This is a genomic window from Nonomuraea roseoviolacea subsp. carminata (assembly GCF_024172185.1).
Lineage (GTDB): Bacteria > Actinomycetota > Actinomycetes > Streptosporangiales > Streptosporangiaceae > Nonomuraea > Nonomuraea roseoviolacea.
In genome coordinates this window covers 2,604,633-2,619,681 of sequence record NZ_JAMZEC010000001.1, presented here as the reverse complement: position 1 = coordinate 2,619,681, position 15,049 = coordinate 2,604,633, and the positions used below count along the sequence as shown (strand labels likewise).

The following is a 15,049-nucleotide window of genomic DNA, read 5'->3' as shown; positions in this document are numbered from 1 at the left end:
CCTATGGTGCCACTCAACCCGGCGGCGCCACTCAACCCGACGCCGCACTCACGCGTTGAGGAGGGGCGAAAGGGGACCCCCGCACATGACGGATGAAGATGAGGCGGCGTTCGACGAGTTCCTCGCCGCCCGGAGCACCTCGCTCATGCGCACCGCGATCCTGGTCTGTGGCGCCACCAGCCACGACGCCGAGGACCTCGTCCAGCACGCGCTGGAGAAGGTCTACCGGCAGGATCCGGGGCGACAATCCGGAGGCGTACGCGCGCAGGATCGTCGTCAACGCGGCGATCAGCAGGGCGCGGCGCCGCCGCCTGATCCAGGAGATCACGTTCGCGCGGCCGCCCGAGACGGCCGCGCCCTCACCCGACCTCGACCTGCGCGACGCGCTGTTCGAGGAACTGCGCAGGCTCCCGCCCAGGATGCGGGCCGTGCTCGTCCTCCGCTACTGGGAGGACCAGTCCGAGGCCGCGACCGCCGCCCTGCTCGGTTGCTCGCCCGGCACCGTGAAGTCCCAGGCCGCGCGCGGCCTGGCCCGGATCCGCGAACGCCTGAACGTCACAGAAGGAGCGATGTCATGAACGTCGAGGACCTCCTCGCGGAGGCCATGGAGCGCCAGGTGTCCCACGTGCAGGCCCCGCCCACGCTGGGCCGGACCGTGCGCCGCCGTCACCGCGCCCACGTCGTCAGGTTCCGCGTGGCCGGAGCCGCCCTCCTCACCGCCGCCGTCGCCGCGGCGGTGCCGCTGGCGCTCGACACCGGAAAGCCCGCCCCCGCCGCGAGCTCGCCCACCTCCGGGCAGGACAGCGTCGTGGTGGACTCCGTCACCATGCCCGACGTCACGGGCATGAAGATCGCCGACGCGGTCGCCGCCGTGCGCGCGGCCGGCCTGGGGTTCGCCGAAGGCCCGGAGCCGTTCGGCCCCGAGTCGGCCGACGAGATCGTCGTCACGCAGAAGCCCGCCGCCGGCGCGGAGGTCGTCAGGAACTCGCTCGTCGCCCTCACGTCCATGCCGCGCGCCAAGGACCCGCAGGAGCTGGGCGACCTCGGCGACGGCCGCACGTTCGGCGGCATCCACGTCGGCTACCTGCCCGAGGGGCTCGCCTGGGACCGGTGGTCCGGCAAGAACCGCTTCGGCAGGACCAGTTACAGCACCTCCTACTCACCCGGCGGCGACGACACCCGCGGCTACGGCGTCCAGGTCTTCGTGTACAAGGGCGAGGCGGCCGGGCGCGTCCGGAGCCGGATGGACACCATGCCGTCCGTGGAGATCGGCGACCGCAAGGGCTACCTGGCCGATTTCACCGAGGGTGGGGACGTCGCCGACAAGCCCGGCGACGACACCACGGCCACGATCGGCTTCTTCGTCGGTGACGGAACGGCGGTCGAGGTGTGCATGAGCCCGATGTACGTCAAGCAGGTCGACGCCCCGGCCGAGCTGAAGAAGATCGCCGAAGGGATCTCACCGGCCGGATGACGCGTGCCATGTCGCCGGCTGAGCGGGGGCCAGTCGCGCGAACGGCACCACGGGCGGCGGTGAAGCGGGGATCCTACGGTCATGACCCCTGAGGCGATGACCCCCCGTCCCCCGGCCCCGGGAGGACGCGCGGAGGGCCGCTCCGGCGCTCGTCAGGGCGGGCAGTGGTGGCGGGCGGCGCTCGCGCTCGGCGCGTTCGGGGTGGCGGCGGCCGCCGTGTACGGCATCTTCTCCTCGGGGTTCGGCCGCCCGCCCCGCGCCGCCGCCCTCGACCCGCCGCCGCCTCCCGTCGAGTCCTCGCCCAGGACCCCGCCGCCCGGCGTCGTGCCGTCCCCGGCCGGGGCCCCCGCCGGCCCCGCGCAGGCGCCGCCGCCTCCCGGCCCCGCCTCCACGCTCGCCGTCCTGTCCGCCGACCTCTGGTTCACCCACCTCCCGGCCGGCCTCACCCGGACGGGCGGGGGAGCGGCCGACACGGGCCCCGGCACACGCACCGTGTGGGCCGTCTGGTCCGCGCGACCCCCGTCCGGCCCCGGCATCAAGGCCGCGGGACACGGGACGGACACCCGCGCCGCCGGGTACGAGGCGGGCGGCAGGTTCGTCGAGGCCCGCGCCGACCACGGCGCGATCGCCGCGAGCTGGGCGGCCTACCGCCGCACCGCCCCGCCCGGCTCCAGGGAGACCGCCGTCGGCGGCCGGCCCGCTATGGTCGGCCGTGACCCGCGCGGCGGCCGCACCGTCGTCTGGCTCGTACGTCCCGGCACCGGGGTCCGCGTCCGGGTCGGGGAGCCGATCGCCGCGGAGCTGCTTCCTGTTGCCGCCTCCATGCGGAGTCCTGTAGGAGACTGGGGAGGTTTTCCCTGAGTCTCCACAAACAGTCATGGGGGGTCGATGCGCCGCCGCCTGACCTCGGCGATCATCGTGCTGGCAGTGGCCGGATGCGGCGCCGACGTCCCCGTGACGCACACCGCGCGCACCACGCCCGGTCCCGTCGCCGTCCGCGAGACGCCGTACCCGGACCTCACCTGCGGTGACCGCCATGTCACGCTCGCCCACGTGCCGTCCGGGCTCACCCACGGCCCCGCGTTCGACCGGATCAAGTCCCTGACCCGCGAGCTGCACGTGCGCGGCCGGAGCTGGCGCGGCGGCGGCGAGCACCTGCTCGTCGGGGTCGTGTGCGGGGTCCGGTCCGCCGAGACGTTCGCCGGCCTGGTCGCCAGGGCCGGGCTCGGCGCGTACGAGGGCAGGCCGGCGCTGCGCTGGCGCACCCGCGGCGACATGCGCAACTTCATGTGGCTCGAACGGCCCGGCGTCGCGGTGTACGTGGCCGCGACGCCGGGACTCGCCCACGAGGTCCAGGACGTCGCCGACGGCATCGCCCTGGACGGCTGACGGCCGCCGATCCGGACGGCCCGGGCGTCAGTGCGCCTCGGACAGCAGTTTGGCCATCCGGCTGACGCCCTCGGCCAGGTCGTCGTCGCCGAGCGCGTACGACAGCCGGAAGTACCCCGGCGTGCCGAACGCCTCGCCCGGCACCACCGCGACCTCGGCCTCCTCCAGGATCAGCTCGGCCAGCTCCGCCGACGACGCGGGCCGCCGCCCGCGCAGCTCCTTGCCCAGCAGCTCCTTGACCGACGGGTACGCGTAGAACGCCCCCTTCGGCTCCGGGCACACCACGCCGGGGATCTCGTTCAGCATCCGCAGCATGGTCCGCCGGCGCCGGTCGAACGCCTCGCGCATCCGCTCCACCGCCGACAGGTCGCCCCGCACCGCCGCCAGCGCGGCCATCTGCGAGACGTTCGCCACGTTGGAGGTGGCGTGCGACTGGAGGTTGGTGGCCGCCCGCACCACGTCCGGAGGGCCGATGAGCCAGCCCACCCGCCAGCCCGTCATCGCGTACGTCTTGGCCACGCCGTTGAGCACGACCACGCGGTCGGCCAGCTCCGGCACGGCCGTGGCGATGCTGGTGAACTCGGCGCCGCCGTACACGAGGTGCTCGTAGATCTCGTCCGTGACCACCCACAGGCCGTGCTCGGCCGCCCAGCGGCCGATCTCCTCGGTCTGCTCGCGCGTGTGGACCGCGCCCGTGGGGTTGGACGGCGAGACGAACAGCAGCACCTTCGTGCGCTCCGTGCGCGCCGCGTCGAGCTGGTCGACCGTCACCAGGTAGCCGGTCGTCTCGTCGGTCACGACGTCGACCTGGACGCCGCCCGCCAGCTTGATCGCCTCGGGGTACGTCGTCCAGTACGGCGCGACGACCAGGACCTCGTCGCCCGGGTCGAGCAGCGTGGCGAACGCCTCGTAGACGGCCTGCTTGCCGCCGTTGGTGACCAGGACCTGCGTGGGCTCCACCCGGTAGCCGGAGTCGCGCAGCGTCTTGTCGGCGATGGCCAGCTTCAGCTCGGGCAGGCCGCCGGCGGGCGTGTACTTGTGGAAGCGGGGGTCGCGCGCCGCCTCGACGGCCGCCTCGACGATGTACTCGGGCGTCGGGAAGTCGGGCTCGCCGGCGCCGAAGCCGATGACCGGGCGGCCGTCCGCCTTCATCGCCTTCGCCCGGGCGTCCACGGCGAGAGTGGCTGACTCGGAGATCGCGGAGATTCGCGTGGAGACGCGAGGTCGCATCGACATGTCCCCATGCTCGCATCTCCTCGCCGCCGCGACCCGCCGCAGGGGCCTGTCGCAGAAGCCTGTCGCAGGGGCTCTGAGCTGGGAGATCGGAATGAGTTCGACGGAATGGGGATCGACCGATACACTTTCGCCTGGTCGTGCCGCCGCATGTCGATGTGCGGTTCGGTCCAGGCAGTGAGCTGATCAGGGTAATGTGGTTGGCGACATAGGGCACTGGCGCAATTGGTAGCGCACCGGTCTCCAAAACCGGCGGTTGGGGGTTCGAGTCCCTCGTGCCCTGCGAGTGCGGTCCGCGCAATAATGGGCGTGTAAGGCGCGCCGCAAACTGCGTTGGATACGACAGATTCAGGTGAGGACTGTGGCGATCGACACGCGCGGCGAGACCGCAGGCAAGCCCAGTGGTGAGAAGAAGTCTCGCACTACGCCTGCCCTTTTCTACCGGCAGGTCGTCAACGAGCTGCGCAAGGTCATCTGGCCGACGCGCAAGGATCTTGTCACCTACACCACGGTCGTCCTGGTTTTCGTTCTGATCATGGTGGCCGTCGTGTACGGGCTGGACAGCGCGCTCGGCTGGGCCGTCCTCAAGGTCTTCGGCGGATCCTGATCCGCGCCGGGGTGGCCGGGGCCGCCTGCCGGAGTCGCCATTCAGTTCGACGAAATTCGACGGAAGAGGAAAGTCACCGTGTCCGAGTCTTCAGTGCCGGCGGAGGAGCCCCGCAACGAGTGGGGCGACGAGCCGGAAGAGGCCGTCGAGGCCGCTGAGGAGTCCGACGGCGCCGAGTTCGCGGACGACGAGTTCGCGGACGGCGACGAGACCGCCGCCGACGAGGTCGCGGCCGACGAGGCTCCCGCAGCCGAGGACGGTGACGCTGAGCCCGACGTCGATCCCGTCGAGGAGTTCAAGCGCGGTCTGCGCGGCCTGCCCGGCGAGTGGTACGTGATCCACTCCTACGCCGGCTACGAGAACCGCGTCAAGTCCAACATCGAGAGCCGCAACGTGTCGCTCAACATGGAGGACTACATCTACCAGGTCGAGGTGCCGACGCACACCGTCCAGGAGTTCAAGAGCGGCAAGAAGGTCCCGGTCAAGGAGCGGGTGCTGCCCGGCTACGTGCTGGTGCGCATGGAGCTGACCGACGAGTCCTGGGCCGCCGTGCGCAACACGCCGGGCGTCACCGGTTTCGTCGGCCTGTCCAACAAGCCGAGCCCGCTGAGCCTGGACGAGGTCGCCAAGCTGCTCGCCCCGGAGCCCACCGAGGAGAGCAAGAAGGCCACCGCCAAGACCTCCACCGGCCCGACGGTCGAGTTCGAGATCGGCGAGTCCGTCACGGTCATGGACGGCCCGTTCGCCACGCTGCCCGCCTCGGTGAGCGAGATCAGCCCCGAGTCGCAGAAGCTCAAGGTGCTCGTCTCGATCTTCGGTCGCGAGACCCCGGTCGAGCTGTCGTTCAACCAGGTCTCGAAGATCTAAGACGATCACATACACTTAGACGTTCGGCTGGCCGCCTGTCGCGAAGGGCGGCCTTCCGACATGTCCGGCCGCACCCGCGCCCGGACCGCATCACGATCAGGACCCGGAGAAGGACACATGCCTCCGAAGAAGAAGATCGCGGCGCTCGTCAAGGTTCAGCTCCCCGCTGGCCAGGCCACGCCCGCCCCGCCGGTCGGTACCGCCCTCGGTCCGCACGGCGTCAACATCATGGACTTCGTCAAGCAGTACAACGCTGCGACGGAGGCCCAGCGGGGCAACATCATCCCCGTTGAGATCACCATTTTCGAGGACCGCAGCTTCACCTTCGTCACGAAGACGCCGCCGGCGCCTGAGCTGATCAAGAAGGCTCTGGGTCTCGACAAGGGCAGCGCCGTCCCGCACAAGGACAAGGTCGGCAAGCTCAGCCGCGAGCAGCTCCGCAGCATCGCCGAGACCAAGATGCCGGACCTCAACGCCAACGACATCGAGGCGGCCGAGAAGATCATCGCCGGCACCGCCCGGTCGATGGGCATCACCGTCGCCGACTGAGACCTTTTCCCATCCCGTGGGAGGGCCCAGCGCTGGCCCGCGGACCACAAGGAGACATCATGCAGCGCAGCAAGGCGCACAAGAACGCCGCGGCGAAGATCGACCGCGACAAGCTCTACTCCCCGGCCGAGGCGGCCAAGCTCGCCAAGGAGACCTCGACCACCAAGTTCGAGGCGACCGTCGAGGTTGCCCTCCGGCTCGGCGTCGACCCCCGCAAGGCCGACCAGATCGTGCGCGGCACGGTCAACCTTCCGCACGGCACCGGTAAGACCGCCCGGGTCCTGGTCTTCGCGACCGGTGACCGTGCCGAGGCCGCCCGCGAGGCCGGCGCCGACATCGTCGGCGCCGACGAGCTGATCGACGAGATCGCCAAGGGCAACCGGCTCAACGAGTTCGACGCCGTGGTCGCCACCCCGGACCTCATGGGCAAGGTCGGCCGCCTGGGCCGCGTCCTCGGCCCGCGTGGTCTCATGCCCAACCCCAAGACCGGCACCGTGACGCCCGACGTCGCCAAGGCCGTGACGGAGATCAAGGGCGGAAAGATCGAGTTCCGCACCGACCGGCAGGCCAACCTGCACTTCATCATCGGCAAGACGTCGTTCGACGACCGCCAGCTCATCGAGAACTACGCCGCCGCGCTGGACGAGGTGCTGCGTCTCAAGCCGTCGGCCGCCAAGGGCCGCTACGTCAAGAAGGTCACCTTCTCGACCACCATGGGCCCCGGCGTCCCGGTCGACCCCAACGCCACCCGCGGCCTCACGGCCGAGCTCGACGCGTAACGACGTTCCGCGCCTCCGGGCGCGGTTCGCCGTTCCGATCGGCGATCACTTGAGGGCGCCACCGATCATCTCGGTGGCGCCCTCAGCCGTTCGTGGCCGCGCCCGGACACGACGAGCGGGTGGGTGTTCGCCGGTAGGGGATACGGCCCGGTATGGGGCGTATGTGGCCCAGGATGTCGCTATGAGGCTGACCAAGTTCGGGCACGCGTGCGTGCGGTTGGAGAAGGACGGGCGCGGGCTCGTCATCGACCCCGGCATGATGACCCCGGAGGCCGAGGCGCTGAGCGGGGCGGAGGCCGTGCTCATCACGCACCAGCACTTCGACCATTTCGACCCCGACCGCCTCCGCGCCGCCGTCGCGGAGCGTCCGAGCCTGGCCGTCTACACCTGCCCCGGCGTGGCCCTCGAACTGCCCGACCTCGCCGAGCACGTGACAGTGGTGCGTGACGGCGACACGTTCTCCGCCGCGGGCTTCCAGGTGAACGTCGTGGGCGAGAAGCACCATCTCAGCCATCCCGACGTGCCCCCGGTGGACAACGTCGGCTTCCTCGTCGACGACGAGGTCTTCCATCCCGGTGACGCGCTGACGCTGCTCGACGCCCCCACCGTGCTCGTCCCCGGCCAGGCGCCCTGGATGACGGTGCCGGATCTGATCGCGTACGTGCGGAAACTGTCCCCGCCACGCGCCTACGCCGTCCACGACGGACTGCTCAACGACTGGGGCCTGCGGGTCCTGGACGGCGTCCTCGCCGCCGAGGCGGCCGGCCTGGGCACGACCGTCGGACGCCTCGCCCCGGGCGAGTCCGTGGACCTCTGAGCACGTCCGAGACGGACGGACGACGACACCACGGGATGGTCCGGGACGACCCTGGGTTTTCCCTTAGATCTCCGGGGAAGACGGCATTCCCGGCTACTGACACGTAGGGTCAAGACATGCTGAAGCGCAGGATTTCTCTCGCCACTGCCGCGGCCGGCGCCGCGTTAGTGGCGGTCACGCTCACCGGTTGCGGCTCGAACGCGCAGCCGATCCAGGTGAACCTGGCCGCCTCCGAAGTGCTGGCGCAGGCCGCGCAGAAGACCGCGGAGGTCACCAGCTACACCGTGGACGCCGTCGTCAACGTCACCGGCTCGCAGGACGACAGCGGCAAGGTGCAGGGGCGGATGCTCTACCAGAGCAAGCCGCAGCTCGCCGTCGACCTCACGCTCGACACCGTCGACATGGGCCAGCGCGCGCTGCCCGGCGGGGTGCGCGCCGTGCTCCAGGGCGACACGGTGTACGTCAAGGTCGAGGCGCTGAAGGAGCTCGTCGGCGCCACCAAGCCGTGGATCAAGGTGTCGCTCAGCGACATGGGCGGCTCCGACCAGGTCAAGCAGACGCTCGACCAGATCCAGCAGTTCGACCTGGCCAACGTCACCAAGATGGTCACCACGTCCCAGGACGTGAAGTCCGTCGGCACGGAGACCGTGGACGGCACGGACGCCACCCACTACAGCGGCACGTTCCCGACGGACGTGGCGGTCAAGCAGCTCCCCGCCGACGAGCAGGAGCAGGCCCGCAGGGGCCTGGCCGAGCTGAAGGACGTCAAGTTCGACGTCTGGGTGGGCTCCGACGGCCTGCCGCGCAAGCTCGCGCTGAACGGCAAGGAGCAGGGCACCACGCTCGACGCCACGCTGTTCTTCAAGGGCTTCAACGAGCCGGTCACCATCGAGGCGCCGCCGGCCGACCAGGTCGGTGAGATGCCCAAGGGCACCACCAACTAAGACAAGTCCACCACCGACCGAGCGATCGGTCTCGAGAGCGATTTGGAAACTCGGCGGCCAGGCCGTACTCTGGTCGTTGCCGAAGACCGCCGGCTGTTGTCGGGTGCCTGACTACCTGACGACCGAAGGATCCGCGCAAGCGGACGGCCCGCGCAGGTGTGATGCGAGTTTCCCCGCATGGTCGATCCATGTGCGTGAGCCCCGTGTGCGCCCTGCGCCCGGGGCTGTTCTCGTTTCTGTGGGCCTTCACCGGTGGCACATCTGGAAGGAGGCCCATGGCGAGGGCGGATAAGGCGACAGCGGTTGCCGAGCTCAAGAACGAGTTCGAAGGCAGCGCCGCCGCCGTTCTGACCGAGTACCGCGGTCTCACCGTCGCCCAGCTCAAGCAGCTGCGCGTTGCTCTTGGTGAGAATGCGAAGTTCGCCGTGGCGAAGAACACCCTGACCAAGATCGCGGCCAGCGAGGCCGGCGTGACGGGTCTGGACGACCTGCTGATCGGCCCGACCGCTGTCGCCTTCGTCAAGGGCGACGTCGTCGAGGCGGCCAAGGGTCTGCGTGACTTCGCCAAGGCCAATCCCCTTCTGGTGATCAAGGGTGGCGTGCTGGAGGGCAAGGCCCTCGACGCCGCTGAGATCACCAAGCTCGCCGACCTCGAGTCCCGTGAGGTTCTCCTCGCGAAGCTTGCTGGCGCGCTCAAGGCGAAGCAGAGCGCCGCTGCCGCGATGTTCGCCGCGCTGCCCACGCAGATGGCTCAGCTGGCCGAAGCCCTTCGCGCCAAGCGCGACGAGGCGGGCGAGTAGCTCGGGGATTGCCGCACACACCGCGGTCCCGTTCCTAATTTTCGCAAGTCCCATACGGAGGAAATCATCATGGCGAAGCTCAGCACCGACGAGCTGCTCGACGCGTTCAAGGAGATGACCCTCCTCGAGCTGTCCGAGTTCGTGAAGCAGTTCGAGGACGTCTTCGACGTCAAGGCCGCCGCCCCCGTCGCGGTCGCCGCCGCTGCCCCGGCCGGTGGTGGCGCCGCCGCCGCCGAGGTCGAGGAGCAGGACGAGTTCGACGTCATCCTCGAGGCCGCCGGCGACAAGAAGATCCAGGTCATCAAGGAGATCCGCGCCCTCACGTCCCTCGGCCTGAAGGAGGCCAAGGACCTGGTGGACGGCGCTCCCAAGCCGGTCTTCGACGGCAAGGTCAACAAGGAGCAGGCGGAGAAGGCCAAGGCTGCCCTCGAGGGCGCCGGCGCCACCGTCACCGTCAAGTAACACCCCTCTCCGGGCGCTCGTCGCGGGCGCCTCGCGAGGTCGTTCGTCCAGAAGGGGCGGCCACACCCTGGTGCCGGGTGTGCCGCCCCTTCTGCGTGTCCGGTGCGCCTTTCGCGGGCCCGCGCCGGGTGCTCAGCGGATTCTCATGCGCCTTTCATGGCCGGCGGAGGAGCCGTTCCTAGCCTGGCGGACGTGACCACCACCCCGCATGTCAGGACCCGATGGGCGCTGGGCGGCCTGCTCGCCGCCACCGCCGCGCTCTACCTCTGGGGGCTCGGCGCGTCCGGCTGGGCCAACGCGTTCTACTCGGCCGCCGTGCAGGCCGGCACCCAGAGCTGGAAGGCGTTCTTCTTCGGCTCGTCCGACGCCGCGAACGCGATCACCGTGGACAAGACGCCGGCGTCGCTGTGGCCGATGGAGCTCAGCGCGCGGCTGTTCGGGCTGAACACGTGGAGCATCCTCGTCCCGCAGGCGCTCATGGGCGTGGCGACCGTCGCCGTGGTGTACGCGACGGTGCGGCGGCGCTTCCCGGCCTGGGCGGGGCTGCTGGCCGGCGCCGTCATGGCGCTGACCCCGGTGGCGGTGCTGATGTTCCGCTTCAACAACCCGGACGCGCTCCTGGTGCTGCTGATGACGCTCGCCGCGTACTGCGTGGTGCGGGCCCAGGAGCGGGCCGCAACCCGGTGGCTGGTGCTGGGCGGGGCGTGCCTGGGGTTCGCGTTCCTGGCCAAGATGCTGCAGGCGTTCCTGGTGCTGCCGGGGTTCGCGCTGGTGCACCTGCTGACGGCCCCGGCGGGCGTGTGGCGGCGGGTGGGGCAGCTCGCGCTGGCCGGGGCGGCCATGGTGGCGTCGGCCGGGTGGTGGCTGCTGGCCGTGGCGCTGGTGCCCGCGTCCGAGCGGCCGTACATCGGCGGCTCGCAGACCAACAGCGTGCTGGAGCTGGCGCTCGGCTACAACGGCATCGGGCGGCTCAACGGCGCCGACTACGGCGGCCTCGGCAACCTCGACCAGGAGGCGGGGCCGCTGCGGCTGTTCGACACGGAGGCGGCCGGCCAGATCTCGTGGCTGCTGCCCGCCGCGCTGATCCTGCTGGGGGCGGGGCTGTGGCTGACGCGCCGCGCGCCGCGCACGGACCCGGCCCGCGCGCAGCTCGGCGTGTGGGGCGGGTGGCTGGTCGTCACGGGGCTGATCTTCAGCTTCATGCAGGGGATCTTCCACGCGTACTACACGGTGGCGCTGGCGCCGGCGATCGCCGCTCTGGTGGGGGTGGGGGCCGCGCTGGCGTGGGAGCACCGGGAACCGGTCCTGCCGGCGGTGGGCACGGGGGTGACGGCGCTGTGGTCGTACGTGCTGCTGACGCGCGACGGGGACTGGAACCCGTGGCTGGGGCCGGTGGTGCTGGTGGCGGGGCCGGCGTTGGCTGCGGCCCTCCTGACCCTGGGACGCCTCGCCACCCGGCACGCGGCCGTACGGGGGGCGGCGGAACCGGAGTTCGCGACACCCGGCAGCTCCCGTACGACCGGCTCAGGCTCCGCGCCCTCCCTGACCGGCAGTCCCCGTACGACCGGCTCACGCTCCGCGCCCTCCCCGACCGGCAGCCGCCGTACAGCCGGTTCCCGCTCCTCGTCCTCTCGTTCCGCGTCCTCCCACCAGGAGCGCTCTGTCGGGGAGGAACCGGTGCGGCCGGGTGCGGTCCGGGAGGGGGAGCCGCGCACGCCGAAGCCCGCGATCCGGGCACGCGAGGCCGCCCCATCCGGTGAGGCCGGTCAGGCCGGTGAGGCCGGTCCGCTTGGTCAGGAAGGACAGGAGTCCGAGACGTCCGAGGGGCGGCGGGCGCCGAGGTGGTGGGGCGTGGTCGTCGTGGGGGCGGTCGTGGTCTGCCTCGCCGGACCGGCCGCCTACGCGGTGGACACCGCGTCCTCGCCGCACACCGGCGCGATCCCGACGGCCGGGCCCTCCACCGGCGGCCCGGGACGTTTCGGCGGCCCCGGCGGGCTCCGTGGCGGGGGCCAGGCGATGGGCACGGGTCCCACGGGCGCCCAGCCCGGACAGGGCCGCCCCGGGGGAACGCGGCCCGGCCAGGGCTTGCCCGGAGGTATGGGCGGCGGGCGGCCCGGCGGCATGGGCGGGCTGCTGAACGCGAGCACCCCGTCCGCCGAGCTGACCACCCTGCTCAAGCGGGACGCCGCCGCCTACACGTGGGCAGCAGCGACCGTCGGCTCGAACAACGCCGCCGGGTACCAGCTCGCGACCGGCCTGCCGGTGATGGCGGTGGGCGGGTTCAACGGCACGGACCCGGCACCGACTCTCGCCCGCTTCCAGCAGTACGTGGCCGAGAAGGAGATCCACTACTTCGTCGGGACAGGCATGGGGATGGGCGGCCGCCCAGGCGGCACGAGCGGCACGAGCGGCATGAGGGGCTCGGCCGGCGGGGGCAGCGACGACGCGGCCCGGATCGCGGCGTGGGTCCAGGAGACGTTCACGGCCACCACAGTGGGCGGCGTGACGGTCTACGACCTGACCACCGGCTGACCGGCCACCCACCGGACGCACCCCTACACGCCCGCGCAGCCGCCGCCCCGGCGCACCTCTTGCTCGTGCGGCTGCCGCCCGGACGCACCCCTCTGTCCCTTGCGCCCCGTCGCGCGCCCAAGCCGTGCGGCGGCCCGCCGGGCGCGCTCTGACGCTCGCTCCGCGGCTCTGGTCAGGCGGCTGCGGCGCGGATGCGGCTGATGGCGTAGGTGTCCATGTAGTCGCGCGTGTGGACGATCCGGCCATCCCTCACCCTCAGCACCAGCAGGCCGGGCACGGTGATCGGGTTGCCCGCCACCGTCACGTCGGCCTCCTGCTCCACCACCACGACCTCGGGATCGGCCGTGGCATGGAGCGCCACCATCCGGACCCGCTCGACCTCGGCCGGGGTCTGGGACCACGACCCGCGGTAGGCGGCGCGGACCTCCTCCCGCCCCCTGAGCGGGGACAGCCCGCCGAACGGGAACTCGTGCACGCCCTCCTCCGCGTACAGGTCGGCCAGCTCGTCGGCGGACTTGTGCAGCATCGCGCGGTGGAACGCCGCGACGGTCTCCTCGATGGACACGGGTGTACCCCATTTCGCTCAACAGGCGTTGACTCAACGAGCGTAGAGCGAACGGGGACGCCCGGTCAACGCATGTAGAGTCGAGCCGTGACCGAGCCAGCGCTCCCACGCGCCGAGCGCCGCCGCAGGACCGAGCGGCGGATCCTCGACGCGGCGCGCGACCTGTTCGCCGAGCGCGGCTTCGAGCGCACCACGATCCGCGCCGTGGCGGCGGCGGCCGAGGTCGATCCGGCGCTGGTCATGCAGTACTTCGGTAACAAGCGACGCCTCTTCGCCGAGGCGGTGCGCGTCGCGGGCCCGCCCGACTCCGCGGCCGGCCCGGAGGAGGCCGTCGAGCAGTTGCTCGGCACCCTGGGCGTGAAGATGCGGCTGCCGCCCGCGTCCCTGGCGATGCTCCGCTCGATGCTCACCCACCCCGAGGCGGCCGCGACGGCGCGTGAGGCGCTGAGCCGGCAGGTCGGACAGGTCGGCGCGTCGCTGTCCGGCGAGAACGCCCCGCTGCGCGCGGCGTTGATGACGATGATCCTGCTGGGCGTGACCGTGGGCCACCAGCTCCTGGAGCTGGACGAACTGCGTGAGGCGCCGCATGACGACCTCGTCGCCGCCCTGCGCCCCGCCCTGCGCGCCCTGGCCGAGCCGGCCCTCTGAGCCGCCGACCCGCCCGAGCCCGAGCCCTCTTAGCCACCTGAGCCGTTCGAGGTCCCTGAGCCGCCGACCCGCCCGAGCCCGGCCCTCCGAGCCGCCCGATCCGGCGCCCGAGTCGCCCCGTCGCTGACCGATCCATGCCGTCTCATGCCTGTCCGGCCGATTCCCGTCCGGTCGCGGTGACCTCCGCGTTATGATCCGGCCGGCGGAAGGGGTGCGCGGACGTGACGAATCTCTCTCTACGGTTCGGTCGCCCACTGATCCTCGCGATGTCCGCGCTGCTCGTCGTGCTGGCCGTGGCCGGCCTGTGGATCGGCGCGCAGGAGCGGGACGCGCAGGCCAGGGCCGACGATCGCCAGGCGGTGCTCCAAGCCGCGGGCTCGCACGCGGTGAACCTGCTGTCGCTGCACTACAAGACCGTGGACGCCGACACCCGGCGCATCCTCGACTCCTCCACCGGGGTGGCGCGCGAGGAGTACGAGGCGAACCTGGGACGGCTCAAGAGCACCACGGTCGCCAACAAGGTCGTGCAGGACGGCGTGCTGCGCGCCACCGGGCTCGTGTCGATGACCGGCTCGGCGGCCAGGGTGCTGGTGGTGGCCGACGTGGACATCCGCTGGGAGGGCTCCAAGACGCCGCCGCAGGACCGGTTCTACCGCTGGTCGATGGATCTCACCAAGGTCGGCGGGGCCTGGCTGGTGTCCAAGGCCGTGCAGATGTAGCGCCGACGCGGCGCCTGGAGGAGAGGAGCGCGGGTGTGAGGGTCGTCATGGCCGCGGTGCTGGCCGTCGCCGTGCTCGTGCTGGGCGCGGTCGTCGGCGTGATGTGGGCCGACCTGCGGGCCCTGCGTGGCGCCGACGCGGACGGCGTGGAGGCGATGGCGGCGGCCCGTACGGCGGCGCCCGAGCTGATGTCGTACGACTACCGCACGGTCGACCGCGACCTGGCGCGGGCCAGGGCGCGTACGACCGGCGAGCTGTCCGGCTACTACGGCGAGCTGGCGAAATCCCTCGCCGGGAAGGCCAGGGCGCAGAAGACCGTGCAGACGGCGTCCGTCACGGCGGCGGCCGTCGAACGCGCGGAACCCGGGCGGGTCGAGGTGCTCTTGTTCGTGAACACCGGTACGGTCAGGGAGGTTCCGGGGGAGGCGGTGCCGCAGCGCCAGATCAGCCAGAATCGGGTGCGGCTGACCATGGTCCGCGGTGACGGCGGGTGGCTGGCGGCGGACCTGTCGACGCTGATCGGGACCGTCTAGGGGCTGGGCGCGGCGGGTCCGTCAATTGTTACCAAAAATGAGGTTTGGCGAAGGCAAAGAACGGGGTACCTCCTTCACGACCACACCGGTCGCCGGCATGGGTTCGGTCCTCGGTGTGACGGAGCGTTAAC

Annotated in this window: 18 protein-coding genes and 1 tRNA gene; 17 read left to right on the top strand and 2 right to left on the bottom strand. The window is 71.5% G+C overall.

Annotation, left to right across the window (positions count from 1 at the left end; translation table 11 throughout):
- Positions 1 to 167: 167 nt before the first annotated feature.
- The 4 genes from HD595_RS11860 to HD595_RS11845 all read left to right on the top strand — a co-directional run bounded on the left by HD595_RS11860 (position 168) and on the right by HD595_RS11845 (position 2,863).
- On the top strand, positions 168 to 578 hold the full coding sequence (locus tag HD595_RS11860) for a sigma-70 family RNA polymerase sigma factor (RefSeq protein WP_253768439.1): 411 nt from the start codon (positions 168 to 170) through the stop codon (positions 576 to 578).
- Positions 575 to 1,474, top strand: coding sequence for a PASTA domain-containing protein (locus tag HD595_RS11855; RefSeq protein WP_253768438.1), 900 nt, complete (start codon positions 575 to 577; stop codon positions 1,472 to 1,474). Before HD595_RS11860 ends, HD595_RS11855 begins: the two co-directional genes overlap by 4 nt.
- 81 nt (positions 1,475 to 1,555) lie before the next feature.
- Complete coding sequence (locus HD595_RS11850) at positions 1,556 to 2,335, top strand: hypothetical protein (RefSeq protein WP_253768436.1); 780 nt, start codon at positions 1,556 to 1,558, stop codon at positions 2,333 to 2,335.
- Between the two features lie 27 nt (positions 2,336 to 2,362).
- Complete coding sequence (locus HD595_RS11845; RefSeq protein ID WP_253768434.1) at positions 2,363 to 2,863, top strand: hypothetical protein; 501 nt, start codon at positions 2,363 to 2,365, stop codon at positions 2,861 to 2,863.
- Positions 2,864 to 2,890: 27 nt separating this feature from the next.
- Here HD595_RS11845 and HD595_RS11840 read toward each other — a convergent pair whose 3' ends face one another.
- Entirely contained in the window at positions 2,891 to 4,099 is a 1,209-nt protein-coding gene (locus HD595_RS11840; RefSeq protein WP_253768432.1) for a pyridoxal phosphate-dependent aminotransferase, read from the bottom strand.
- A 207-nt stretch (positions 4,100 to 4,306) separates the two neighbouring features.
- On the opposite strand from HD595_RS11840, the gene HD595_RS11835 reads away from it, so the two are divergent.
- The 10 genes from HD595_RS11835 (at position 4,307) to HD595_RS45745 (ending at position 12,453) form a co-directional block, all read left to right on the top strand.
- Positions 4,307 to 4,379, top strand: a tRNA-Trp gene (locus HD595_RS11835).
- 78 nt (positions 4,380 to 4,457) lie between these two features.
- Positions 4,458 to 4,703 carry a preprotein translocase subunit SecE gene (gene secE, locus HD595_RS11830; RefSeq protein WP_175595477.1) on the top strand — a complete coding sequence of 82 codons (246 nt, stop codon included), beginning with the start codon at positions 4,458 to 4,460 and terminating at the stop codon, positions 4,701 to 4,703.
- Between the two features lie 78 nt (positions 4,704 to 4,781).
- Entirely contained in the window at positions 4,782 to 5,570 is a 789-nt protein-coding gene (nusG, locus tag HD595_RS11825; protein WP_253768430.1) for a transcription termination/antitermination protein NusG, read from the top strand.
- 117 nt (positions 5,571 to 5,687) lie between these two features.
- The gene (gene rplK, locus HD595_RS11820) at positions 5,688 to 6,119 is read left to right on the top strand and encodes a 50S ribosomal protein L11 (RefSeq protein ID WP_175595475.1); all 432 of its coding nucleotides are present in this window, start codon (positions 5,688 to 5,690) and stop codon (positions 6,117 to 6,119) included.
- Positions 6,120 to 6,178: 59 nt separating this feature from the next.
- On the top strand, positions 6,179 to 6,898 hold the full coding sequence (rplA, locus tag HD595_RS11815; protein WP_253768428.1) for a 50S ribosomal protein L1: 720 nt from the start codon (positions 6,179 to 6,181) through the stop codon (positions 6,896 to 6,898).
- Between the two features lie 181 nt (positions 6,899 to 7,079).
- Positions 7,080 to 7,715, top strand: a complete 636-nt coding sequence (locus tag HD595_RS11810) for an MBL fold metallo-hydrolase (protein ID WP_253768426.1) — start codon at positions 7,080 to 7,082, stop codon at positions 7,713 to 7,715.
- Positions 7,716 to 7,831: 116 nt separating this feature from the next.
- On the top strand, positions 7,832 to 8,659 hold the full coding sequence (locus HD595_RS11805) for an SCO4651 family lipoprotein (protein WP_253768425.1): 828 nt from the start codon (positions 7,832 to 7,834) through the stop codon (positions 8,657 to 8,659).
- A 275-nt stretch (positions 8,660 to 8,934) separates the two neighbouring features.
- Entirely contained in the window at positions 8,935 to 9,459 is a 525-nt protein-coding gene (gene rplJ / locus HD595_RS11800) for a 50S ribosomal protein L10 (RefSeq protein ID WP_253768423.1), read from the top strand.
- A 69-nt stretch (positions 9,460 to 9,528) separates the two neighbouring features.
- Positions 9,529 to 9,921 carry a 50S ribosomal protein L7/L12 gene (rplL, locus tag HD595_RS11795; protein ID WP_253768422.1) on the top strand — a complete coding sequence of 131 codons (393 nt, stop codon included), beginning with the start codon at positions 9,529 to 9,531 and terminating at the stop codon, positions 9,919 to 9,921.
- Between the two features lie 192 nt (positions 9,922 to 10,113).
- Complete coding sequence (locus HD595_RS45745; RefSeq protein ID WP_308211122.1) at positions 10,114 to 12,453, top strand: glycosyltransferase family 39 protein; 2,340 nt, start codon at positions 10,114 to 10,116, stop codon at positions 12,451 to 12,453.
- A 172-nt stretch (positions 12,454 to 12,625) separates the two neighbouring features.
- On the opposite strand, the gene HD595_RS11780 is transcribed toward HD595_RS45745, so the two are convergent.
- Positions 12,626 to 13,018: a nuclear transport factor 2 family protein gene (locus HD595_RS11780; RefSeq protein ID WP_253768420.1), complete on the bottom strand. Its 393-nt coding sequence runs from the start codon at positions 13,016 to 13,018 to the stop codon at positions 12,626 to 12,628.
- An 87-nt stretch (positions 13,019 to 13,105) separates the two neighbouring features.
- On the opposite strand from HD595_RS11780, the gene HD595_RS46700 reads away from it, so the two are divergent.
- The 3 genes from HD595_RS46700 (at position 13,106) to HD595_RS11765 (ending at position 14,918) form a co-directional block, all read left to right on the top strand.
- A complete protein-coding gene (locus tag HD595_RS46700) occupies positions 13,106 to 13,666 on the top strand; it encodes a TetR/AcrR family transcriptional regulator (protein ID WP_253768418.1) in 561 nt (186 codons plus the stop codon).
- A gap of 266 nt (positions 13,667 to 13,932) precedes the next feature.
- Entirely contained in the window at positions 13,933 to 14,385 is a 453-nt protein-coding gene (locus HD595_RS11770) for a hypothetical protein (RefSeq protein WP_253768416.1), read from the top strand.
- 35 nt (positions 14,386 to 14,420) lie between these two features.
- A complete protein-coding gene (locus HD595_RS11765; RefSeq protein ID WP_253768414.1) occupies positions 14,421 to 14,918 on the top strand; it encodes a hypothetical protein in 498 nt (165 codons plus the stop codon).
- Positions 14,919 to 15,049: the final 131 nt, after the last annotated feature.